The following is a 20,684-nucleotide window of genomic DNA, read 5'->3' on the forward strand; positions in this document are numbered from 1 at the left end:
AACTCCGCTCCGCCGAAGGTGCCGGACGGAGCCTAGGCTGCCGCTCCGGACTCCGGTCGGTCCTGCGGTGGGCCGGACGTGCCGGAGACGGCGGGCGGGGCGAGGGTCTGTTCGGCCCAGACGACCTTGCCGGTCGCGGCCGGGCGGTGGCCCCATCTGCGGGACAGCTGCGACACGAGGAGGAGGCCTCGGCCGTTCTCGTCGTCGGCGTGTGCGCGGCGCCGACGCGGCGCGCAGCCGTAGGCGTCGGACACCTCGCACGTGAGGACCTGATGCCTGATCAGGCGCAGCCGGATCGGGCCGGCGCCGTGGCGGACGGCGTTGGTGACCAGCTCACTGACGATCAGTTTCGTGGCGTCCTCGACGTCCCGCAGGCCCCATTCGGCCAGTTGCCCGGCCGCGAGACGCCGCGCGCGACGGGCGGCGGTGTCGTCGCCGGGCAGGGTCCAGGCGGCCACCTGGCTCGGGGCGAGCAGGCGGGTGCGCACGAGGAGCAGGGTGACGTCGTCGGACGCCGCCTGGCCGGAGAAGGGCCCCATCGCACGGCCGCAGAGCTCCTCGAGGGGCAGGCCCGGCCGCGCGAGAGCCGCGCCCAGCCGGCGCATCCCGTCCTCGATGTCCTGGCCGCGGCACTCGATCAGGCCGTCGGTGTACAGGGCGAGCAGACTTCCCTCGGGCAGTTCGAGCTCAAGGGCCTCGATGGGGGCGCCCAGTCCGACGCCGAGCGGGGCCCCGGTGGGAAGGGCGGGGTAGGTGACCCGGCCCCCGGGTTCGACGACGGCGGGCGGCGGGTGCCCCGCGGAGGCCATGGCGCACCGGCCGGTGACGGGGTCGTAGACGGCGTACAGGCAGGTGGCCCCGACCACCGTCGAGAGCTGGTCCGGGGCCTCGGCGTCCTCCTCCACCAGCCGCTGGACCGTGTCGTCGAGATGGGTGAGCAGTTCCTCGGGCGGCAGGTCCATGTCGGCGAGCGTGCGGACCGCGGTGCGGAGCCTGCCCATGGTCGCGGCGGCGTTGATGCCGTGCCCGACCACGTCGCCGACGACGAGGGCGACGCGGGCGCCGGACAGCGGGATCACGTCGAACCAGTCGCCCCCGACCCCGTGGTCGATGTCGGCGGGCAGATAGCGCGAGGCGGTCTCCACCGCCGGACCGCCCTTGAGGCGGTGCGGGAGCAGATTGCGTTGCAGCGCCAGCGCCGCGGTGTGCTCGCGGGCGTACCGGCGCGCGTTGTCCAGCGACACCGCGGCGCGGCTGACGAGTTCCTCGGCCAGGACCAGATCGGCCTCCTGGAAGGGGACCGGGTCCTTGGTGCGGATGAACACGGCCAGGCCGAGCGGGGCCCGCCGGGTGCGGATGGGCACGACCATCAGGGAGTGCATGCCGTGTTCCAGGATCTTCTGCGTCCGCAGGTGGTCACCGTTCGTCCAGGTGCCCGGAGCGGTGTCGAGGATCGGTTCCAGGTATGACCTGCCGGTGTCCAGCACGGAGGTGAGCGGGGAACCAGGCGGCAGGGTGACCGGCTCACCGCGCGTCCACGCCGATTCCGGGACGCCCTGGTGGATCGAGGCCAGTCCGGCGCGCCGCAGCACGGGGAAGCGTTCGCCCGAGGGGCCGAAACGGGCCGCCGGCCCCTCACCGAAGGGCACCCACTGCTCCAGGTCCACCGCGACGAAGTCGGCGAGCAGCGGCACGGCGAGGTCCGCCAGCTCCTGACTGGTCTGCATGACGTCCAGGGTCCTGCCGAGCCGGGTGCCGGCCTGGCTGAGCACGGCCAGGCGTTCGCGCGCCTGCTGGCGCTCGGTGACGTCGACGCTGGTGACGCAGACGCCCCACGGCTGGCCGTCGGCGCCCTGGAGACACGAGAACGACACCGCGAAGGGGTGCTCGGGGCCGAGTGCCGTGGGAAGCCACGTCCGGTACTCGTGGACTTTGGTGGAGCCGTTTCTCAGCACCTGCCGCATCACCTCCTCCAGCGCCTCCGCCTTGGCGCCGGGCAGGACGTGGCTGAGGCGGTGCCCGAGGCGGCAGTCGGCGGGGATGCCGTCGTGGCTCTGCATCGCGTCGTTCACGCCGACGCAGAGCAGGGCCGTGTCCCGCACGCTGGCACCGATCGGCGCGCGGGTGAGGAGGGTCCCGGTGACAGGTCCGTCCATCGCCCGGGACAGCGTGCCGATGTCGGTGACGGACGCGAGCCACTGCGTCGTCCCGTCGCCGGCCCGAAGCCTGGAGAGCCGCAGTCCGACGTCGAGATGGCGGCCGTCGCGATGGAGCACCGTGGAGGTGCCCGGCCAGCCGTTGCGCTCGCGGCATCGCTCGACGAAGGCCGAGGTCGTCGACTTCTCCCTGAAGGACGGCAGCACCAGTGCGGCGGAGCGGCCCACCGCGTCGTGCGCGGGGATGCCGACGAGCCGCTCGGCGGCCTGCGTCCACGCCACCACCGTCCCCGGTTCGTCGAACAGCGCGAAGGCCGACTCGGAGACCTCGGAGGAGTTCATCCGGTCGCCGAACGTCAGGTGTGTGAAGTCGTTGATGTTCATCGCGCTGTTCCTCGCCTGGCGGGGAGCCTGCTGGCGGGCAAGCCGGACAGAATTGCCCCATCCGTGTCCATGACCGGACAGCCGCGAGATTTGTGACGAGTCGTGGCGCCCTACGGCGCCCGCGTCCTCGCCGGTACGCACCACCACGCGAGGGCCGCGGCCGTCAGGTAGGCCACGGCCCCGACGGCCATGCTCGTCCGCAGTCCGGCACCGTAGGTGGCGCCGGTGGCGAGCAGGCTGCCTCCCAGCGCGACCCCCGCCGCGCTGCCGATCTGGCGGCTGGTGTTGAAGAAGGCGGAGGCGGCGCCCGCGTAGGCTGCGGGTGCCGCGCCCATCACGGTGGCCGTCGAGCCGGTGAGGGCGAACGAGGTCCCGAAGCCCGCGGCCATCATGGGGGCCACCAGCAGCCAGTAGGCGGGGTCCGCGCCCGCCGCCGCCCACCCGGCCAGTCCCAGTCCGGCCAGGACCATGCCGGAGACCACCAGCGGACGGTCGCCGGTGCGCCGGGACAGGCGTCCCGACAGGACGGAGGCGAACATGGTCATCGCCACCGCGGGGAACAGGGCGACCCCGGTGGCGAGGGCGCTCAGACCGCGCCGGTGCTGGAACCACAGGCTGGCGGTGAACAGCATGCCGTAGAAGCCGAAGTTGAACAGCAGGCCGATCGCGGCCGCGCCGCTCAGGGCGCGTGAGCGCATCATGCCCGGCGTGAGGGCGGGGGAGCGGGCCAGCCGCTCGCGCACCACGAACGCCCCGGCGGACCCCAGGGCCAGGCCCAGTCCGGCGAGCACCAGGGGATCCGACCAGCCACGGCGGCCCGCCTCGTTCAGGGCGCCGGTCAGCAGGGCGACGGTCGCCACGGCCAGGCACTGCGCGGGCAGGTCCAGCGCCCGGTCCGCCCGCCGGGGCGAGGGCGTCACATGGCGCAGGGTCAGCACCAGGCAGACCACGCCGACGGGGAGATTGATCAGGAAGACCCAGCGCCAGCCGACGGTGGACACCAGCAGCCCACCCAGCAGCGGGCCCGCGGAGGCCGCGATGCCCGCCATCGAACCCCACAGCCCGAAGGCCCACGACCGGGTGGCCGGCGCCGGGTAGGCCTGCTGGAGCAGCGCCAGGGAACCGGGCACGATCAGCGCCGCGCCCAGCCCCTCCACCAGCCGGGCCGCCACCAGGAAGGGCGCGGTGGGCGCGGACGCGCAGGCGGCGGAGGAGAGCGTGAACACCACCACGCCCCAGCAGAAGACCCGGCGGTTGCCCAGCCGGTCGCCCAGCGCGCCACCGGTCATCAGGAAGCCGGCGAGGACCAGGGTGTATCCGTCCGTGATCCACTGGATGCCGGTGAGCGAGGCGGACAGGTCCCGGCCCACCACCGGGACGGCGACGTTGATGATCGTGACGTCCAGGATCACCATGAAGTACCCGGCGCACACCGCAATCAGGGGCGCCGAGGACCGCCGCCGGCCGGGCTCCGGGGCCGGCTCCGAGGGGGACGCGGGCTTCACGGTCTGCTCAGGACCGGCGTCAGGCCTGGACGATCGCCGCTTCCGCCGCCGCCTTGATCCGGGCGCCGAAGGCCGGCGCGTCCTTGCGGGCCGCCGCGAGGGCCAGGCCCACCAGGAGCTTGCCGACGAGGCCGTGGGCCTCCAGGACGTTGTGGATACGGACCCGGGTCCTACCGCCGTCCAGCGCCTCCAGGTCGTAGCCGCCCTCGCGGGCCGTCACGCTGTTCTTCGACACCTCGGCCCAGCGGATCCGCGCCGGAGGTTCGAACGTGGTGATGCGGAACTCCCTGGCGGACTTCATCCCGGCGTCCTTGACCGTGCTCCGGAAGACCGTGCCCACCCCCGTGGGAGTGTCGGGAACGCGCTCGATCCTGAGCACCCGGGGGCTGAACTGCGGATCGTTGCGTCCGTCGGCGAGGTAGTCGAACACCGCCTGGACCGGCCGATCGATCTCGACCGTCGCCTCGAATTGTCCTGACACGCGTCACCTCTGATGGGTCGGGCCGCGGTGCTCCCCCGCCCGTGTCACCGCACGTGAGAGCCATGCCACCGGTCGTGGCGGCACCGTGACACTACCGGCACCTCAACGGGTGCCGCGAGGCGAACGGCGCGTTCCCGCGCGGTCGCCGCCGCCCTGCTCGTCCAGGTGCCGCACCTGATCCACGGCGCGCGGCAGGGCCTCGCGGATCCCCGGGGGCAGTTCGTCGGAGGTCGGCCACCGCACCAGGCTGCCCGCCACCTCCGGCAGCTGGGCGCCGGTGTCCCGTGCGATGTGCTCCAGGACCGCCCGGGCCTGGTCGGGGCGCAGGCCGCCGACCGCCATGACCACGCCGACCGCCTGGTCGACAAGAGCGCGCGAGTCCAAGGTGCGACGGAGCTGCCGCACCTCCTGCTGGAGGACGGTGAGTCGCTCCGTGTGCCCGTCGTTTGCGATCATGTCCTGAAGCCTTCGCGCCGTCCGTCCCGGACGACAGCCGTCAGGCGAAGACTTCGGCCCACGGCGGTACGGAAAACGAAAACGGGCTGCTCAGTGGCACATGCCGGGGCGGTTCGCGGGGCAACCGAGGTCCATGGAGACGCTGACGTTCGACAGCGACGACCTGTCGGTGACCGAGGATTTCCTCAGTCGTGCCTACGCCAGGATGCGTATCGGCAGCAGTACGCCCGACTCCAGCCGCGCCCGGATCCGGCGCGCCGGCATGGACTCGGTGAGCGTGGACGAACTCGCCCTGGACTTCGAGATGAGCTACTCGGTGACGCCGCTCGGCAGGATCTGCCTGTGCGTCGTCCACGAGGGAACCGTGCGCGACCACGCCTTCCAAGGGGTCGAGGATTCCTTCGGCCCGGGCGACGTGGTGCTGCTCGCGCCCCCGGACCTGCCGTACGCCGGCCGGATCTGCCACGCGCGCTACACCATCACCCTGCTCGACCCCGCCCTGCTGGACCAGGTGGCCGGCTCCCTCGCGGACCCCGCCGACCGGCCGGTCCGGCTGACCGGTCACCGCCCGCACTCGGACGCCGCCGCCCGGCAACTGCGCCGGACGATCGGATACCTGCGCGACGAGGTGCTCGCCGATCCCGCCGCCGCGGACCAGCCACTCGTGGCGTCCACGGCCGCGCAGCATCTCGCGGCGAGCGTGCTGTCCGCGTTCCCCAACACCGCGCTCGGCCAGGAGGCCGACCCCGATCGGGGCGACGCCCACCCCCGCGCGCTGCGCCGCGCCCTCACCTACATCGACGACCACGCCGACCAGCCGGTCACGGTGGCCCAGATCGCCGCCGCGGCCCATGTCACGGTACGAGCCCTGCAGTACGCCTTCCGGCGCCATCTGGACACCACCCCGCTGGCTCACCTGCGCCGGGTGCGGCTGGCGCAGGCCCATCGCGATCTGGTGTCCGCCGATCCGGCCGGAGAGGCCACGGTCACCGCGATCGCCGCGCGCTGGGGCTTCCACCACCCGGGCCGCTTCGCCTCGCTCTACCGCGACACCTACCGGCGCGCGCCGCACCGGACACTCGCCGGGGAGTGAACCCGGCGGGACGTGCGGTGCGACGCGCCTCGCCGGACGGGCACTACGGCCTGTCGTCCGTCGGGAGCGGCACGGGATACGGCTCCGCGAAGTCGGCCGAACGGCTGACCTTCTCCCACTCCTGCGCCTCGGAGAGCTGGCGGCGGGAGTGGTCGAGCGCCATCGTGGCCGCGTTGGCGCCCAGCAGCAGATGCGTGGGGACCTGGCCCTGCCGGACGGTCCGTACGATGATCTCGGCGGCGCGCCGAGGGTCCCCGGCCGCTCCGTCCGTGCTCTGCCGCACCCGCCGGTTCATCGCCCCGACGGTCTCGTCGTAGGCGTCGGGGATCGGGTGGACCGTCATGGAGGAACCGGCCCAGTCGGTGGCGAAGCCGCTCGGCTCGACGACCATGACGCGCACGCCGAACGGCGCGGTCTCCGTGGCGAGGACCCGGCTGAAGCCGTCGACCGCGAACTTGGCCGCCTGGTAGGAGGCGATGCCGGGTGATCCGCCGACGCGCCCGCCGATGGACGAGATCTGCACGACGGTGCCGGCGCCCTGCCGGCGCAGGGTGGGAAGCGCTGCCTTGGTGACGTGGTAGACGCCCCAGAAGTTCGTCTCGAACTGGGCGCGGAAGTCGTCGTCGTCCGATGTCTCGATGGGTGACACGTTCGCGTATCCGGCGTTGTTGACCAGCACGTCGATGCGTCCGAAGCGGGCCAGCGCCGCGTCGACGGCCTCGCGTGCGGCCTGAGGGCTGGTGACGTCCAGCGCCAGGGGGTGGATGTGGTCGCCGTACTCCTTGAACGCCTCGGCGAGGGCTTCGGGGCGCCGGGCGGTGGCGACGACGCGGTCGCCGGCCTCCAGAGCGGCGGTGACGAGGGCGCGGCCGAGGCCGCGGGACGAACCGGTGATGAACCAGACCTGTTGACTCATGCTCTTAGTGCAACACTGTTCTCGTAATAACGCAACACCGTTGCCGTAAGTGTTCCTATGATGTCTCGCATGACTACGCCTGCCTTCCAGCGCGCGCGCAGTGCCCAGGCCAAGCAGGCGCGGGAGGACGCGATCCTGGACGCGGCCCGTTCACTGGGCGAGCTGCGCGGAATCCGGGACGTGACCCTCACCGACATCGCCGCCGCCGTCGGGATGCACAAGTCGGCCCTGCTGCGGTACTTCGAGACGAGGGAGCAGATCTTCCTCCGGCTCACCGCGGAGGGGTGGCGGCAGTGGTCCGCGGACCTGCGCGGCCGCCTCCAGGGGCGGGCGCACGCCACGGCCGCGGAGGTCGCCGGGGAGGTCGCGGCCACGCTGACCGCCCGCCCCCTGTACTGCGACCTGCTCGCCCAGGCACCCATGAACCTGGAACGCAACGTGTCGCTGGAGTCGGTCCGCGCCTTCAAACTCGTCACGCACGGCGAGATAAGGCTGATCGACGGCGAGCTGCGGCGCCTGCTCGGACTGACCGAGCTGCAGACCATCGACCTGGTCGCCACGGCGACCAGCATGGCCGGGGCCCTGTTCCAGATGGCCACCCCCGGCCCCCATCTGCGCGAGCTCTACGAGAGCGACCCTTGGCTCGGACACGCCGTCCTCGATGTGGAAGCCCGCCTGCGCCGCGTCCTGACCGCCTTCCTCAACGGGCTCGACGTGCCCGCCTGACCCGGACGTCCGGGGCGCCGCGGCTACGAGGGGGCGAGCAGGGCGTCCACGATCCCGGGGGTCTGGGCGACCAGACCGGAGATCGACGACGTGATGAAGAGGTTGACGGCGGCGAGGTCGCCCAGCGCGAGCAGATCGCTGCGGGCATGGCCTGCGACGGTGAGCCTGCCGGTGCCGCGTTCCGTCATCAGACCGTCCTGGGCCGAGAGTTCGGCGCACCGCGCGTCGGCCAGCTCGCGCAGCAGCGCCGCGGCGGCGTCGGGGGTGGCGTGCGGGGGCGCATTGACGGCGTTCACGACGGCGTCCACGGCGAACGGCGCGCCTTGGGCGTGCACCGTGAATCCGGCTCGCGGGCCGCGGGTGATGCGCTCGAGTCCGCCGACGAAGCTCAGCCGGCCGCTGTCGTGGAGGTCAGCAGCAGACCGGCGTTGACCGGCGGCATCGGGGCACAGATGCTCGACACCGTGCGGAAGTGTTTCCCCTTGACGAGCCGTACGTCGTCCTCGGACAGCAGGCCCATGATCAACGGCCCGAGCGAGCGGACGAGGAACACCAGCAGCCGCCGGGCCCGTTGCGGGGCGTCGACGTCCTTGAGCTGACGTCCCAGGCGCTCCGCGGGTGCCTCGGTGGTGGCCGTCATGAGCTCCGCGCGAAGGGCCGGCAGGTCCTCGCGCGACAGCGCGAGTTCCGCGGCGAGAAGCGGCACCAGGTCGCTCAGCGTGAGCGGCCCCTTCTCGTCGGCGAGGGCGAGCAACCGGTCCTGCGTGACCTGCACCGGTTCGAAGCGGAGCTGCCGTTGCTGGACCGCGGGGAGCACGCCGTGCCGGGACAGGAGACCGATGTGACCGCGGTGCCCCCGCTCCGCCAGCGCCGCGACCACGTCCACCGCCGTCAGGCCGCTCCCGATGACCGCGACGTCCCCGTCCGGATCCAGGTCGCGCAGCGTGTCCGCCAGGATGTACGGGTCGTCGACGAAGCCGGGCGCTCCGGACAGTCCGTAGAGGTCCCGTGGCGTGCCGGTCCCCACGCAGAGGACCGCGCGGTCGACGATGTGCTCCGCGCCCGACGCGTCGCGCAGCACGAGCCGGTCGCCCGGCGTCGCGCCCGCCACCCGTTCCCGCACGGTGTCGACCCTCCAGCCGCGCCCCCGCAGCACCGAAAGGGCGCTCTGCGCCGTCTCCACCAGGTAGTCGCCGAAGACGGCGCGCGGTGGCATCGGAACCCCGAGCAGTTCGTCCTGGTAGCGGTCCAGGGGGTGGCGGCCGGAGTTCAGCCAGCGCAGGAAGTGCGCGTCGTCGCCGTGACGCGCCGACATGGCGAGAGGAGGAAGGTTCACCAGCACCGCGTCGGCGTCCGGCCGGTACGGACGGCCTCGCCACAAGTGCGGCGAGGGCTCGAACACGAGAAGTCCGCCGGGCGGTACCGCCTCGTTCCTCGCGAGGGTGTCCAGCAGGCACACGGCTGAGGCTCCTGCCCCGATGACGGCTATGTCCACGATCACCTCACGACCGGCACTCGACCGCGAAACCTACCCGAACAAGACTTACACACTGATTTCCGGAATCGCGAATGTCCGGAGCAGCTGGTGCCCCCGGCGAGCGCGAGCAGGCGCCGGGTGACGCCCCCGTCGCATACGGTGAGCGGGCACCGCAGGGCGACTTGTCGCGGAAGGGGACCATGCGTTCACTGACCTTCGTCATCGGCACCGGGCGCAGCGGCTCGACCGCGCTGTCGCGCATCCTCAACGCCCACCCCGACGTGCTCAGCCTCAACGAGTACATGGCGTCCGTGGGGGATGCCTCGTTCCCCGAAGGGAAGGTGACGGGCGAGGAGTTCTGGCAGACGCTGGCCCGGCCCGCCCCGCACTTCGAGCGGATGATCCGCAGCGGCCTCCCCCTGCCCGAGTTCCTCCACACCGGCCCTCCCGGCGGACCCGCCGCGGACAGTGATGGTGTCCCCGCGCTCATGCTGATGGTGCTGCCCCACCTCACCGACGACCCGGACGGACTGCTCGGCCAGTTGGCCGCGGCGGTCGCCGCCGGGCCCGCCCGCACGCCCGCCGAGCACCATCGCGCGCTGTTCGGGCTGCTCTGCACGCGCTTCGGGCGAACGGCCGTGGTGGAGCGCTCCGGTTACTCCACGGGCTGGGCGCCCATGCTCCGCGAGGCGTTCCCCGAGGCGCGCTTCGTGCATCTGTTCAGGGACGGGCCGGACTGCGCGCTGTCCATGAGCCGTCACCCCGGATACCGGGTCATCTCCTTGCTGCGCGAGATCAAGGCACGCGCCGGCGCCGGCAGTCTCGCCGACCTCACCGACGCGCAGGTGCGGGCGCTGCCGGCGGACCTCTCCCCGCTCCTCGGTGACCGCTTCGATCCCGCTCTCGTCCGCGACCGGGACATCCCCTTGCGGACGTTCGGCGCCCTGTGGTCCCAACTCGTCACGGAGGGTGCCGAGTTCCTGGACCGACTGCCGTCCGACCGGGGCACCACGCTCACTTACGAGCACCTCCTGGACGATCCCGCGGCGGAACTGACCCGGCTGGCCGCCTTCATCGGCGTGGCCCCCCACCCGCGGTGGCTGCGCGACGCGGCCGCCCTGCTGGACCACGGCCGGCGCGGCGCCGCCCGAAGACTTGCGCCCGCCGCCTTCGAGGAACTGAAGCAGAGCTGCGCCCCGGGCACCCGCGTCCTGGCGGGGTGAGACCGGGGCGGCGGCGACTCCCACCACCCGGGGGGCAGCTCACCGAAGGCCACTGCCCCCGGCCCGGCACCGAGCCGGGGTGTCAGCGTGCGGAGGCCTCCTCCGCCGTCCACTCGGCGGCCGGCAGGGCCAGCAGCCGGCTGATCCGGGCGCCGTCCGGCAGCGGGCCGTGGTCGCCGGTCACCCGGAGCGCGGAGGCCGCCGTGACATGGCCCAGGCGCAACGCCCGCTCCATGCCCAGACCGCGCAGCAGGCCGGTGAGGAACCCGGCGGCGAACGCGTCACCGGCCCCGACGACCTCCACCACGTCCGTGCGCAGGGCGGGCACCGTCCAGGTGCCCTCGGCGGTGAAGGCGGTGGCCTCCCGCCCGCCGTCCTTGACCACGAGCACGCGGGGACGCGGCAGCAGCCGTCGTACGTCCGCCGCCCGGAGACCGGCGTCCCACAGGTGCTGTGCCTCGTCGAGTCCGACGAAGACGATGTCGGCGCGGTCGGCCAGGTCGCGCAGCGCGGTGGCGGCCGTTCCCGGCGGCCACAGGGCCGGGCGGTGGTTGACGTCGAAGCTGACGCAGTGGGCCCGCTCCTGCGGCGCGGTCGCGAGCGCCCGCTCCACCAGGGCCGCGCAGGTCGGGGAGAGCGCCGGGGTGATGCCCGTGAGGTGGAGGAGGGACGCGGAGCGCACGCGTTCGTCGTCGAGGACGGCGGGGCCCAGGGCCGAGGCCGCGGAACCGCCGCGGTAGTAGTGCACCCGGGTCCGGTCACCTGCGGGGTCCTTCACCAGCAGCCCCGTGGGACGCGCCGGGTCCCGGCGCACGCCGCCGACGTCGACGCCCGCCGCGCCGACCGCGGCCAGGACCCGCCGCCCCAGCGCGTCGTCGCCCAGCGCGGAGAGCCAGGACACGGGGACGCCCAGGTCGGCGAGGTACATCGCGACGTTCGACTCCGCGCCGGCCACCGACACCCGCAGGTCCGCGGCGGTCTCCAGGGACTCGGTGGGGGGCGGGGCCAGGGCCGCCATCGTCTCCCCGACGCAGACGACCGGTCCGTCGGCGGGCCGCCAGGCGCCCGTCACGACGCCTCCCGGGGGGAGGGCAGCGAGCCGCGATGACGGTAGGCGTCCGCCGGCCGGCCCGGCACGTCCACCCGCACCGCGAACACGGCGCCGTCGTACGGGCCGGGCGCGGCCAGCCCCACGTGCGCGGTCGTGACGTGGAGGACGTCCTCGCGCAGACACACGCCGGCGGGCTGGCGTGCGGGCAGCGCGAGCGTGGTGTCGAGACGGCCGTCCGCGCGGTACCGGCGGACGGTTCCCGTGCCCCAGACGGCGATCCACACGGCGCCCTCGACGTCCACCGCCATGCCGTCGGGACTGCCGTCGTCGACGGTCACGAACGTCTCGGGCGTCCCGAGGTCCCCGGTGACCGGGTCCACGGGGTACCGCCGGACGACGCCGCGCGCGCTGTCCGCCAGGTACATGGTGGTGCCGTCGGCCGTGAACGCCGGTCCGTTCGGCACGGTGATGCCGTCGAGCACGCGGGTCACCGTGCCGTCGTGGTCGACCCGGTGGAGCGAGCCGCGGCCCGGAGCGGCGGCGTAGTCCATGCTGCCCGCCCAGAAGCGCCCGGACGGGTCGGCGGCCCCGTCGTTCATGCGCAGGGGCGGCGCGGCGCCCGCCTCGGGCCGGGCCAGCCAGCGGGTGGTTCCCGAGGCGTCGAGCAGGCAGATTCCGGTGCCCGCGGCGGCGATCCAGACACCGGCGGTGTCCGCCACGGGCGCCACCGCGCCGAGCGGCACGGGCAGCCGGGTCACCTCCTGCAAGTGCTCGCCCCCTCCGCCGGAGGCGGTGAGCAGACGGCCCGCGAGGATGTCGACGAGGACGAGCCCGCGGTCCGTCCAGCGGATGCCCTCCCCGAGCTCCAGCCGATCGGGCCCCAGGACGTCGGCTCCGGTGACGGCACGGACTGCGGCACGGGCACCGCCCTCGGCTTCGGGCACGGCGCTGTCATCTGCTCGGGTCATCGCATGGCTCTCGGTGTCGGTCGTCGCGTGGGCTTCGGGGCCGCCGCCGGCTCCGGAGACGGAGGGATCGCCTGCCCCGTTCACGGCGTCGCCTTGTGCACGACGGCCCGGAAGGCGCGGGCGCGCTGCCGCAGCGCGGTGAGGCTGCCGCCCTCGGCGGCGTCGCCGACCAGGGGCGAGCCGACCCCGACGGCGGTCGCGCCGGCGGCCAGATAGGCCTCGGCGGCCGCCTCGTCGACGCCTCCCACCGGCACGAACAGCTCGTGCGGGAACGGGGCGCGCAGGGCTTTCAGGTACGCGGGGCCGCCTGCCTGGGCGGCCGGGAAGATCTTCAGCGCCGTGGCGCCCCGCGTGCGTGCGGCCAGGATCTCCGTCGGGGTCATCACCCCCGCCAGGACCGGCATGCCGAGCGCGTACGCGGCGCCGACTCCTTCGCCGACCGCCGGCGTGACGGCCCAGCGTGCGCCGGCCCGGTGCGCGGCACGGGCGTCGTCGCCGCTGAGGACGGTGCCGGCACCGAGGGGGAGGTCGCCGCCGAGTTCCGCGCCGGCCCGCTCGATGACGGACAGGGCGTCCGTGCCGCTCAAGGAGACCTCGATCAGCTCGACACCCTCCTCCGCCAGGGTCAGCACGGTACGCAGCGCCGCCTCGGGGTCGGAGCCGCGCACGATCGCGACCAGGCGGTGGGCGGCCAGGGCCGCTCGAAGATCCATGGAGGGGCTCCTTCTGGTTTCTCGCAAGGGGGGCACGGATGTCCCATGGGCCGGTTCAGGCGCAGTGGCAGTGCGTGTTCAGCGTCAGCCGCCAGCGCACCTCACCGGAGTCGGGGACACGGGCGGCGTCACCGGGGCCGGCCTCGGCGAGGTCGAAGACCCGGCCGAGCATGGGCTCGACGCCGGTGCTGCGGTAGGGGCTCGGGGAGGGGAAGCCGCCCAGGTTGCGCCACAGCGCGACGGAGGTCGGCTGACCGTCGGCTTCCAAGGCCAGGGACAGCCGGTCCGGGCCGTCGTGGACGCAGGCCCGCGTGGCGTCCACGACGGCGCCGACGGCGGTGCCGTCGTCCGGGCCGAGCGTGTCCATGCGCAGCCCGCACGGGGCGGGCCAGTCGCCCTCGACCCACGCGGCACCCCGCGGCCACGGCCGGTCCAGCAGGACGGCCGCCTCGGGGAACAGCCGGGTCCGTGCCGCGTGGGGCAGGCGCAGGCTCGCCTGCTCGGAGAGGTCCAGCAGGGCGTGCGCCGCCCACACGAAGCGGAATCCGGCGTCCGCCGTCAGCACGTAGTCGGCCTCGGCGCCGTCGGTGGTGGCGCGCAGGGTGCGGGCGAGCGTGAACCGGTCGGCGTGGACGACGTCGCGTCCGGCCTCGCGCGTCCAGGCCCGGGACCAGACGTCGCCGTGGTCGGGGGTGCCGCGGACGGTGGGGACGCACTCCTCCAGCCCGCCCGCGTCCACGAAGGGGTCCCCCGGGGAAACACCCTCCCGCCGCGCCGCCGGGCACCGCCACAGCCACTCCCGCCCGCCCGAGCGCAGGGACGTCCAACGGCCGCCGTGCGCGAGGTCGGTGACGATCTCCAGCGGCACGCTCACCACTCCGCGAAGGAGCCGTCGGGGTGCCGCCACACCGGGTTGCGCCAGGCGTGACCGGTGCGGTCGGCGGCGCGTACCGCGTCCTCGTCGACGGTGATGCCGAGCCCCGGGGTGTCGTGGCGCAGGGCATGGCCGTCGACGAAGCGGAACGGCTCCGTGTCGACCAGGTAGGACAGCAGGTCGGCGTCCTTGTTGTAGTGGATGCCCCGGCTCTGTTCCTGGATCAGGAAGTTGGGGGTGACGAAGGCGACCTGGAGGCTGGCCGCCAGGGCTATCGGGCCGAGTGGGCAGTGCGGGGCGAGCTGGGCGCCGTAGGTCTCGGCGAGCGAGGCGATGCGCAGCACCTCGGAGATCCCGCCGGCGTGCGACAGGTCGGGCTGCGCGACGGCGACACCGGCGGCGAGCACGGGCAGGAACTCGGCGCGCCCGTAGAGCCGTTCGCCGGTGGCGAGCGGGATGGAGCTCGCGGCGACCAGGCCGGGCAGCAGATGGTTCTGCTCGGGGAGAACCGGCTCCTCCGCGAACAGGGGGTGCAGGGGCGCGAGTTCGGTCAGCACGCGACGGGCTCCGGCCGCGCTGAAACGGCCGTGGAAGTCGACGGCGACGTCACGGTCCGGGCCGAGCGCCTCGCGGGCGGCGGCCACCCGGGCCACGACCGCGGCGGTCTCCGCGGCGCTCGTGACCGGTGACGTGGCTCCGGCCGCGTTCATCTTGACCGCGGTGAAGCCCGCCTCGGCCTGGGCCGCCGCCTGCTCGCCGATCTGGGCGGGTTCGTCGCCACCGATCCACGTGTAGACGCGCACCCGGTCGCGCACCGGCCCACCCAGCAGGGCGTGCACCGGGGCACCGTAGGTCTTCCCGGCGATGTCCCACAGGGCCTGGTCCAGTCCGGCGACGGCGCTCGACAGGACGGGGCCGCCCCGGTAGAAGCCGCCCTTGGTGAGCACCTGCCAGTGGTCCTGGACGCGCAACGGGTCCTGCCCGACGAGGTATTCGGCCAGCACGTCGACGGCGGCCCGGACCACCTCGGCGCGGCCCTCCACGACGGGTTCGCCCCAGCCGACCACGCCCTCGTCGGTCTCGACGCGGCAGAACAGCCAGCGCGGCGGCACGAGGAAGGTCTCGATACGGGTGATCTTCACTGAGGGCGGGAACCTTCCGTCTCGTCGTGCGTCTCTTCGTCGGTGGTGCCGACCCGGTCCAGATCGCGGCCCGCCTGGTCGAGCAGCGCGCGCATCGCGGCCTCGGCGGCCCGCGGGTCACGGTCGCGGACCGCGTCCAGCACGGCGCGGTGCGCCGGGACCGGGTCCTCGCCGTGCGGCGAGCTGTGCACGATGCGGTCGCGGTGGGCGAGGCCCGACTCGATGACCATCTCCATGCGTTCGAGCAGCTCGTTGTGGGTGGCGGCGAGCAGGGCGCGGTGGAAGGCGAGGTCGGCGTCGACGGCGTGGGCGGCGTCGGCGTCGTCCTGCTCCATCGCCGCCAGCGCGCCGTCCAGAGCGGCCAGATCGTCATCGGTGCGGCGCTCCGCGGCCAGCCGGACCGCGGCCGGTTCGATGATGGCGCGCACCTCGGCGAGGTTGCGCAGCAGCAACGCGTCGGCGTCGGTCGTACGGCCGCCCTCGAACTGCCAGCGCAGCACGTCGGCGTCGAGCAGGTTCCACTCGGCGCGGGCGCGCACGAAGGTACCGCGCCGCTGGCGGGCGTCGACCATCCCCTTGGCGGCCAGCACCTTCAGCGACTCGCGCAGGGCCGTCAGGCTCACGTCCAACTCGCTCTGAAGCGCCACCAGATCCAGCGTGCTCCCCTCGGGGATCTCACCGCCGAGGATGCGGCGGGCGAGCACTTCCACGGTCTGGCCGTGCACGCCGCGGCGGGCGTAGGGCGTCATCGTCTACAGCCTTTCTGCTGAGAGGGGCGCGTGAGCGGGGCTCGCGAGCGGGCACCGGATCATGCGGAGGCCTTCACGACGCTCCAGCCGCCGTCCACCACCAGCGAGGTCCCGGTGATGTACGAGGCCTCGTCGGCGCCGAGGAAGGCGATGGCCGCGGCCACCTCCTCGGGGGTGCCGAAGCGGCGGGCGGCCGTCTCGGCCACGCTGCGCTCCCGGTCCTCGGGCGTCACCCTGTCCCACGCCGCCGTCAGGATCGGGCCCGGCACCACGGCGTTGACCCGCACCTGCGGCCCGTACTCGACGGCCAGTTGGCCGCACAGGGACAGCAGGGCGCCCTTGGTGGCCGCGTAGGCGGGATGACCGGGGATGCCCCGGTGGGCGTGGACCGACGAGGTCAGCACCACGGCACCCCCGCGCTCGCGCAGGTCGGGCAGCATCGCCCGGACACCGAGGAAGCTCCCCGTGAGGTTGACGGACAGTTGCCGCTGCCAGGAGGCGAGGGACAGGGCGTGCGCCGGCGTCACCTCGACGGTGTAGGCGTTGCTGACGAGGAGGTCGACGGGACCGAAGGCGTGCGCGGCGGCCGCTATCCGTGTCCAGTCGTCCTCCGCGGAGACGTCGGCCGCCACGAACCGGGCCCGGCCGCCCTCCTTGGCGATCCGCTCGGCGACGGCCTCGCCCCGCTCCTCGGCGATGTCGGCGAGCACGACCGCCGCGCCCTCCTCGGCGAGGCGTTCGGCGGTGGCGGCCCCGATCCCGGAGGAGGCCCCGGTGATCACGGCGGTACGGCCGGTGAAGCGGGCACCGGGCCGTGGTGCGGGCTGCTCCGTCATGGGGCTGAACTCCTTCGCGTGCGCGGGACGGCTGGTCGGGCCGTCCTGAGAACATATGTCGTACGGGCTCACAGCCGGGTCAGCACCACGAGCTCGGCGTCGTGATCGGCGCTCCACGCGAACGGCAGCCCGTAATGCAGCAGATGAGCCCCGCTGTACGTCCGGTCCGAGGCTGCGTCCCGGTAGCGGGCCCGCGGTTCGAGTGCGCGCAGCCGGAGCCGGGAGGGCCGGCCGGGCACCAGGGGCGCGCCGTCCAGCCGCCCGGTGCTGAGCGCGGCGACGACCGTGCGCCCCGTCCCGGGATCGTCGTACTGCACCCCGCAGGTCGGGTCCGCGGGGCCGCCCAGGAGGTGCACGTCACCGCGGTGGACGACGTCGCGTACGTCCTTGTACCGGGCGATCCAGTGGGCGGCCTCGGCGCGCTGCTGCGGCGTCCAGGCGCGCAGGTCGGCGCCGATGCCGAGCACTCCGCACATGGCGTTGACGAAGCGGAAGGCGAGGCTGCGCGGACGCGGGTCGAACACGCCGGGCGCGTCGGTGACCCAGGAGCTCATGACATGCGGAGCGTGGGCGTGCAGGAAGCCGTGCTGGATGGCCAGCCGGTCCAGCGGGGCGGTGTTGTCGCTCGGCCACACGACGTCGGTGCGCGCGATCGTCGCGTGCTCGACGCGGCCACCGCCGCCGGCGCAGCCCTCGACGGTGACGTCGGGGTGGGCGGCGCGCAGATGGTCCAGTACACGGAGATATCCCGCGACGTGCTGGGCGTCCAGGTCCAGATGGTCGGCGGGGCCACCGCCGGGACGCCCGCGTTCGGTGGGCGGCCGGTTCATGTCCCACTTGAGGTAGCTGACGGGATGCTCGGTGAGCAGCCGGTCGAGCGTCGCGATCACGAAGTCCTGGACGTCCGCGCGCCCGAGGTCGAGCAGGAGCTGGTTGCGGACCAGACGGGCCGGGCGGCCGTCGATCCGGTACACCCACTCGGGATGTGCGGCGTACAGCTCGCTGGCCGGGCTGATCGCCTCGGGTTCGACCCACAGCCCGAAGTCCAGTCCCAGCGCCCGGACGTCCTCGACGAACCGTCCGAAGCCCTGCGGGAAGGCGGCCGGGTCCGGGTACCAGTCGCCGAGGCCGCCGGTGTCGTCGGCGCGGCCGGTGAACCAGCCGTCGTCCACGACGAACAGCTCGGCGCCGATGTCGGCGGCGACCTCGGCCAGCTCCAGCTGGCCCGCCGCGTCGACGTCGAACCCGGTCGCCTCCCAGGAGTTGTAGAGGACCTTGCGGGGACGGTCGAGGCGTTCACCGGTGAGGTGACGTTCGTAGCGGTGCCAGACACGGGCCAGTCCGTCGAGTCCGCCGGAGCTGAAGGCGCAGGCCAGCCGGGGGGTGGCAAGGGTCTCGCCGGGCGCCAGGAACACGGCGCCCTCGTGCGGGACCCGCCCGGCACGGAGCCGGACGGCGCCGCCCGGCTCGGCCTGCGCGCTCATGTGCCAGTTGCCCGGCCATTCGAGGGCGATGCCGTAGGCCGCCTGCGACGTCCCGTCCTGCACCGCGAGCCAGGGCGCGTAGGCGTGCCCGGGGGCAGCCTGGACGCTGCCCATGGTGAAGGTGCCCCTGGGCAGGTCGAGTTGGGTGCGCTGGAACTCCTGGGACCACTGGCCGGTGAGATACGTCAGCCGTGCCGTGCCGCTGACGGGGATGTTCACCCCCGCCGAGTCGATGCGCTCCAGGCGCAGTTCCTCGTCACCGGTGCAGGTCAGCTCGGTCCAGCGCAGGACGACGTCCGTTTCGGGCACGGTCTCGTAGCACAGCACCGTGCGCAGCCCGAGGACGTCGTCGGTGAAGGCGAGACGCAGCGTCCCCTCGCCCTCCTGCGCCGACGCGAACTCCCACCACACGCCGCGTTCGCCGCCCGGTCGTGACGCCACCAGGTCGGCGCCGGTGAACGGGCGCAGGCCGTGCGGGACGTACTCGGCGGGGGCGGCGTCCGCGGGTGTGATGAAGTGCGTGCGGTGCGACCAGTCGAGGGCCGAGGGTCCGTCCTCGACGCCGAGCGGGCCCCAGGCGTCGAGTTCGGCCCACGGGCCGTCGGGGGAGAGGCGGACCGTGTAGCTGGTGTGCCGGGTGCGCAGGGTCCAGCGTCGAGGGGATGTCACTTCACCGCTCCGAGATTGAGGCCGGCCACGAAGTGCCGCTGGAACTTCAGGAACACGGCCACGGTGGGCGCGGCCGCGATGACCGAACCGGCGGCGATCACGTTCCACATCGAGACGTACTGTCCCTGGAGTCCGATCAGCGCCGCCGTGATCGGCATCTTGGTGTCGCTGCGCAGCACGGTGATGGCCCACAGCAGGTCGTTGAAGATCCAGGTGAACGACAGGGCGCTCAGCGCGGCGAGCGCGGGGCGCGCCAGGGGCAGGATGATGCGCCAGAAGATCTGCCAGGGCCCGGCGCCGTCGACGACCGCCGCCTGCTGGATCTCGGGCGGTATGGCACGCATGAAGCCGTACAGGACGAAGACGTAGAAGCCGACGCCGAAACCGATCTGCACCCCGATGAGGGCGGGCAGGGTGTCGTAGACGCCCATGATCTCGCTGAGCTTGGATACCGGGATGAGCAGGATCTGCGGGGGGAGCAGGTTGCCGCCGAGCATCAGCAGCAACAGGGTGCGCCGGAAGGGCATCTCGTAGCGGCTGAGACCGAACGCGGCCATCGCCGCCAGGGCCAGCGTCACGAGCACGCACGGAACGGTCACGACCAGGCTGTTGATCAGGGCCTGCTGCTGTCCGCCGTCGGCCCAGGCCTGGCCGTAGTTCGCCAGGGTGAAGGAGCGCGGCCAACTGCCCAGGCCGTGCGCGGCGATGTCGTCGAAGGAGCGCAGGCTGGTGACCAGGACGAGCGCGATGGGCAGCAGCCACAGCACCGCCAGTGACCCGGCGCCCAGGTGGAATGCCGCGGTCGAGGCTCGTTTGCGGCGCAGCGCCGCGGAGTTGAGGGCCATCAGTCGGCCTCCCGGAACGCACGGACGAGGTAGGAGCAGATGACGCCGAAGGCCAGCACGAAGATGACGACGGCCAGGGCGGAGCCGTAGCCCAGGCGCAGGGACTGGAAGGCGGTCGAGTACATGTACGTGCTCAGCAACTCGGACGAGTGGTAGGGGCCGCCGCGGGTCAGTGCCCACACGACGTCGAAGGAACGCAGTGAGTCGATGATGATGACGGACAGGACGACGGCGTTGACACCGCGCAGCTGCGGCAGGGTGACGTGGCGGAAGCGCTGCCACGCCGAGGCGCCGTCGACCTTGGCAGCCTCGTAGAGTGCCGGGTCGATGCCCTTGAGGCCCGCCAGGTACAGGACCATGACGTAGCCGATCTGCCGCCACAGCGCGGGGACGATCACCGCGTACAGCGCCGTGTCCTGGTCGGCGAGCCAGGCGTGGCGCAGGTTGCCGAGTCCGACGGATTCCAGGAGCTGGTTGAGGACGCCGTCGGGCTGGTAGATCGCCTGCCACACCAGGGCGGTGGCGACCAGGGAGAACACGACGGGCAGGAACAGGGCGGCGCGGTAGAAGCCGACCCCGCGCCGCTCCTGCTGGAGCAGCATCGCGGTGGCCAGGCCGAGCAGCGCGGACAGGCCGCCGAACAGCACCAGCCACAGCACCGTGTTGCCGGCCGCGCCGAGGAAGATCTCGTCGCCGGCCATCTCGCGGAAGTTGTCCAGTCCGACGAACTGCGGGGTCGAGACGCCGTCCCAGCGGGTGAGGGAGAGGTAGAAGCCCTGGAGGGCCGGCCAGAACACCCACAGCGCCTCCGCCAGCAGCGGGACGAGGACGAACACGAGCACCAGGGCGGGGGTACGGCTGGGGCCCCGGCCCCGTCCGGCACGGTGCGGCTGCCGGGACGGGGCCTTGCGTTCCGGGGCGGTCAGGACGGCCACG

Annotated in this window: 20 protein-coding genes; 3 read left to right on the top strand and 17 right to left on the bottom strand. The window is 73.4% G+C overall.

The window, feature by feature from the left end; all coding sequences use genetic code 11:
• Positions 1–32: 32 nt before the first annotated feature.
• From ACIP2X_RS04720 to ACIP2X_RS04735, 4 genes are all read right to left on the bottom strand, one after another.
• Complete coding sequence (locus ACIP2X_RS04720; protein ID WP_401667439.1) at positions 33–2,540, bottom strand: SpoIIE family protein phosphatase; 2,508 nt, start codon at positions 2,538–2,540, stop codon at positions 33–35.
• 110 nt (positions 2,541–2,650) lie between these two features.
• A complete protein-coding gene (locus tag ACIP2X_RS04725) occupies positions 2,651–4,045 on the bottom strand; it encodes an MFS transporter (RefSeq protein WP_401667442.1) in 1,395 nt (464 codons plus the stop codon).
• A 19-nt stretch (positions 4,046–4,064) separates the two neighbouring features.
• Complete coding sequence (locus ACIP2X_RS04730) at positions 4,065–4,526, bottom strand: SRPBCC family protein (protein ID WP_401667444.1); 462 nt, start codon at positions 4,524–4,526, stop codon at positions 4,065–4,067.
• Between the two features lie 102 nt (positions 4,527–4,628).
• Complete coding sequence (locus ACIP2X_RS04735) at positions 4,629–4,982, bottom strand: ANTAR domain-containing protein (protein WP_401667446.1); 354 nt, start codon at positions 4,980–4,982, stop codon at positions 4,629–4,631.
• A gap of 133 nt (positions 4,983–5,115) precedes the next feature.
• Here ACIP2X_RS04735 and ACIP2X_RS04740 point away from each other — a divergent pair, with 133 nt between their 5' ends.
• Positions 5,116–6,075, top strand: a complete 960-nt coding sequence (locus tag ACIP2X_RS04740; protein ID WP_401667449.1) for an AraC family transcriptional regulator — start codon at positions 5,116–5,118, stop codon at positions 6,073–6,075.
• A 43-nt stretch (positions 6,076–6,118) separates the two neighbouring features.
• Here ACIP2X_RS04740 and ACIP2X_RS04745 read toward each other — a convergent pair whose 3' ends face one another.
• Positions 6,119–6,991, bottom strand: coding sequence for an SDR family NAD(P)-dependent oxidoreductase (locus tag ACIP2X_RS04745; protein WP_401667452.1), 873 nt, complete (start codon positions 6,989–6,991; stop codon positions 6,119–6,121).
• Between the two features lie 69 nt (positions 6,992–7,060).
• Between ACIP2X_RS04745 and ACIP2X_RS04750 the strand changes: the two genes are divergently transcribed.
• Positions 7,061–7,717: a TetR family transcriptional regulator gene (locus ACIP2X_RS04750; protein ID WP_401667454.1), complete on the top strand. Its 657-nt coding sequence runs from the start codon at positions 7,061–7,063 to the stop codon at positions 7,715–7,717.
• A 23-nt stretch (positions 7,718–7,740) separates the two neighbouring features.
• Here ACIP2X_RS04750 and ACIP2X_RS04755 read toward each other — a convergent pair whose 3' ends face one another.
• Both ACIP2X_RS04755 and ACIP2X_RS04760 read right to left on the bottom strand, forming a co-directional pair.
• The gene (locus ACIP2X_RS04755) at positions 7,741–8,025 is read right to left on the bottom strand and encodes a hypothetical protein (protein WP_401667457.1); all 285 of its coding nucleotides are present in this window, start codon (positions 8,023–8,025) and stop codon (positions 7,741–7,743) included.
• 80 nt (positions 8,026–8,105) lie between these two features.
• The gene (locus tag ACIP2X_RS04760; RefSeq protein WP_401667460.1) at positions 8,106–9,218 is read right to left on the bottom strand and encodes an FAD/NAD(P)-binding protein; all 1,113 of its coding nucleotides are present in this window, start codon (positions 9,216–9,218) and stop codon (positions 8,106–8,108) included.
• A 176-nt stretch (positions 9,219–9,394) separates the two neighbouring features.
• Here ACIP2X_RS04760 and ACIP2X_RS04765 point away from each other — a divergent pair, with 176 nt between their 5' ends.
• Entirely contained in the window at positions 9,395–10,417 is a 1,023-nt protein-coding gene (locus tag ACIP2X_RS04765; RefSeq protein ID WP_401667462.1) for a sulfotransferase family protein, read from the top strand.
• An 82-nt stretch (positions 10,418–10,499) separates the two neighbouring features.
• On the opposite strand, the gene ACIP2X_RS04770 is transcribed toward ACIP2X_RS04765, so the two are convergent.
• From ACIP2X_RS04770 to ACIP2X_RS04815, 10 genes are all read right to left on the bottom strand, one after another.
• A complete protein-coding gene (locus tag ACIP2X_RS04770; RefSeq protein ID WP_401667464.1) occupies positions 10,500–11,489 on the bottom strand; it encodes a sugar kinase in 990 nt (329 codons plus the stop codon).
• Positions 11,486–12,436 (bottom strand): SMP-30/gluconolactonase/LRE family protein, encoded by a 951-nt coding sequence (locus tag ACIP2X_RS04775; protein WP_401667466.1) that lies wholly within the window; start codon positions 12,434–12,436, stop codon positions 11,486–11,488. The genes ACIP2X_RS04770 and ACIP2X_RS04775 overlap by 4 nt, the downstream gene beginning before the upstream one ends.
• Positions 12,437–12,516: 80 nt before the next feature.
• Positions 12,517–13,149, bottom strand: a complete 633-nt coding sequence (locus ACIP2X_RS04780; RefSeq protein ID WP_401667469.1) for a bifunctional 4-hydroxy-2-oxoglutarate aldolase/2-dehydro-3-deoxy-phosphogluconate aldolase — start codon at positions 13,147–13,149, stop codon at positions 12,517–12,519.
• Positions 13,150–13,204: 55 nt separating this feature from the next.
• A complete protein-coding gene (locus ACIP2X_RS04785) occupies positions 13,205–14,023 on the bottom strand; it encodes a hypothetical protein (protein ID WP_401667471.1) in 819 nt (272 codons plus the stop codon).
• Positions 14,020–15,165 carry a galactonate dehydratase gene (gene dgoD, locus ACIP2X_RS04790; protein ID WP_401667474.1) on the bottom strand — a complete coding sequence of 382 codons (1,146 nt, stop codon included), beginning with the start codon at positions 15,163–15,165 and terminating at the stop codon, positions 14,020–14,022. Before dgoD ends, ACIP2X_RS04785 begins: the two co-directional genes overlap by 4 nt.
• Positions 15,162–15,914, bottom strand: a complete 753-nt coding sequence (locus ACIP2X_RS04795; protein ID WP_401667477.1) for a FadR/GntR family transcriptional regulator — start codon at positions 15,912–15,914, stop codon at positions 15,162–15,164. The genes dgoD and ACIP2X_RS04795 overlap by 4 nt, the downstream gene beginning before the upstream one ends.
• Before the next feature lie 59 nt (positions 15,915–15,973).
• A complete protein-coding gene (locus ACIP2X_RS04800; RefSeq protein ID WP_401667479.1) occupies positions 15,974–16,750 on the bottom strand; it encodes an SDR family NAD(P)-dependent oxidoreductase in 777 nt (258 codons plus the stop codon).
• Between the two features lie 68 nt (positions 16,751–16,818).
• Entirely contained in the window at positions 16,819–18,903 is a 2,085-nt protein-coding gene (locus ACIP2X_RS04805) for an alpha-galactosidase (protein WP_401667481.1), read from the bottom strand.
• On the bottom strand, positions 18,900–19,748 hold the full coding sequence (locus tag ACIP2X_RS04810; protein WP_401667484.1) for a carbohydrate ABC transporter permease: 849 nt from the start codon (positions 19,746–19,748) through the stop codon (positions 18,900–18,902). Before ACIP2X_RS04810 ends, ACIP2X_RS04805 begins: the two co-directional genes overlap by 4 nt.
• Complete coding sequence (locus ACIP2X_RS04815) at positions 19,748–20,683, bottom strand: carbohydrate ABC transporter permease (RefSeq protein ID WP_401667487.1); 936 nt, start codon at positions 20,681–20,683, stop codon at positions 19,748–19,750. The genes ACIP2X_RS04810 and ACIP2X_RS04815 overlap by 1 nt, the downstream gene beginning before the upstream one ends.
• Position 20,684: the final 1 nt, after the last annotated feature.

The organism is Streptomyces sp. NPDC089424 (assembly GCF_044749345.1).
In the GTDB taxonomy this organism is placed as follows: domain Bacteria; phylum Actinomycetota; class Actinomycetes; order Streptomycetales; family Streptomycetaceae; genus Streptomyces.

Coding starts and splice junctions, on each gene's coding strand:
- ACIP2X_RS04720 (WP_401667439.1), bottom strand. CDS start 2,540: ATGAACATCAACGACTTCACACACCTGACGTTCGGCGACCGGATGAAC.
- ACIP2X_RS04735 (WP_401667446.1), bottom strand. CDS start 4,982: ATGATCGCAAACGACGGGCACACGGAGCGACTCACCGTCCTCCAGCAG.
- ACIP2X_RS04740 (WP_401667449.1), top strand. CDS start 5,116: ATGGAGACGCTGACGTTCGACAGCGACGACCTGTCGGTGACCGAGGAT.
- ACIP2X_RS04745 (WP_401667452.1), bottom strand. CDS start 6,991: ATGAGTCAACAGGTCTGGTTCATCACCGGTTCGTCCCGCGGCCTCGGC.
- ACIP2X_RS04750 (WP_401667454.1), top strand. CDS start 7,061: ATGACTACGCCTGCCTTCCAGCGCGCGCGCAGTGCCCAGGCCAAGCAG.
- ACIP2X_RS04765 (WP_401667462.1), top strand. CDS start 9,395: ATGCGTTCACTGACCTTCGTCATCGGCACCGGGCGCAGCGGCTCGACC.
- ACIP2X_RS04775 (WP_401667466.1), bottom strand. CDS start 12,436: ATGACCCGAGCAGATGACAGCGCCGTGCCCGAAGCCGAGGGCGGTGCC.
- ACIP2X_RS04780 (WP_401667469.1), bottom strand. CDS start 13,149: ATGGATCTTCGAGCGGCCCTGGCCGCCCACCGCCTGGTCGCGATCGTG.
- ACIP2X_RS04795 (WP_401667477.1), bottom strand. CDS start 15,914: ATGACGCCCTACGCCCGCCGCGGCGTGCACGGCCAGACCGTGGAAGTG.
- ACIP2X_RS04800 (WP_401667479.1), bottom strand. CDS start 16,750: ATGACGGAGCAGCCCGCACCACGGCCCGGTGCCCGCTTCACCGGCCGT.
- ACIP2X_RS04810 (WP_401667484.1), bottom strand. CDS start 19,748: ATGGCCCTCAACTCCGCGGCGCTGCGCCGCAAACGAGCCTCGACCGCG.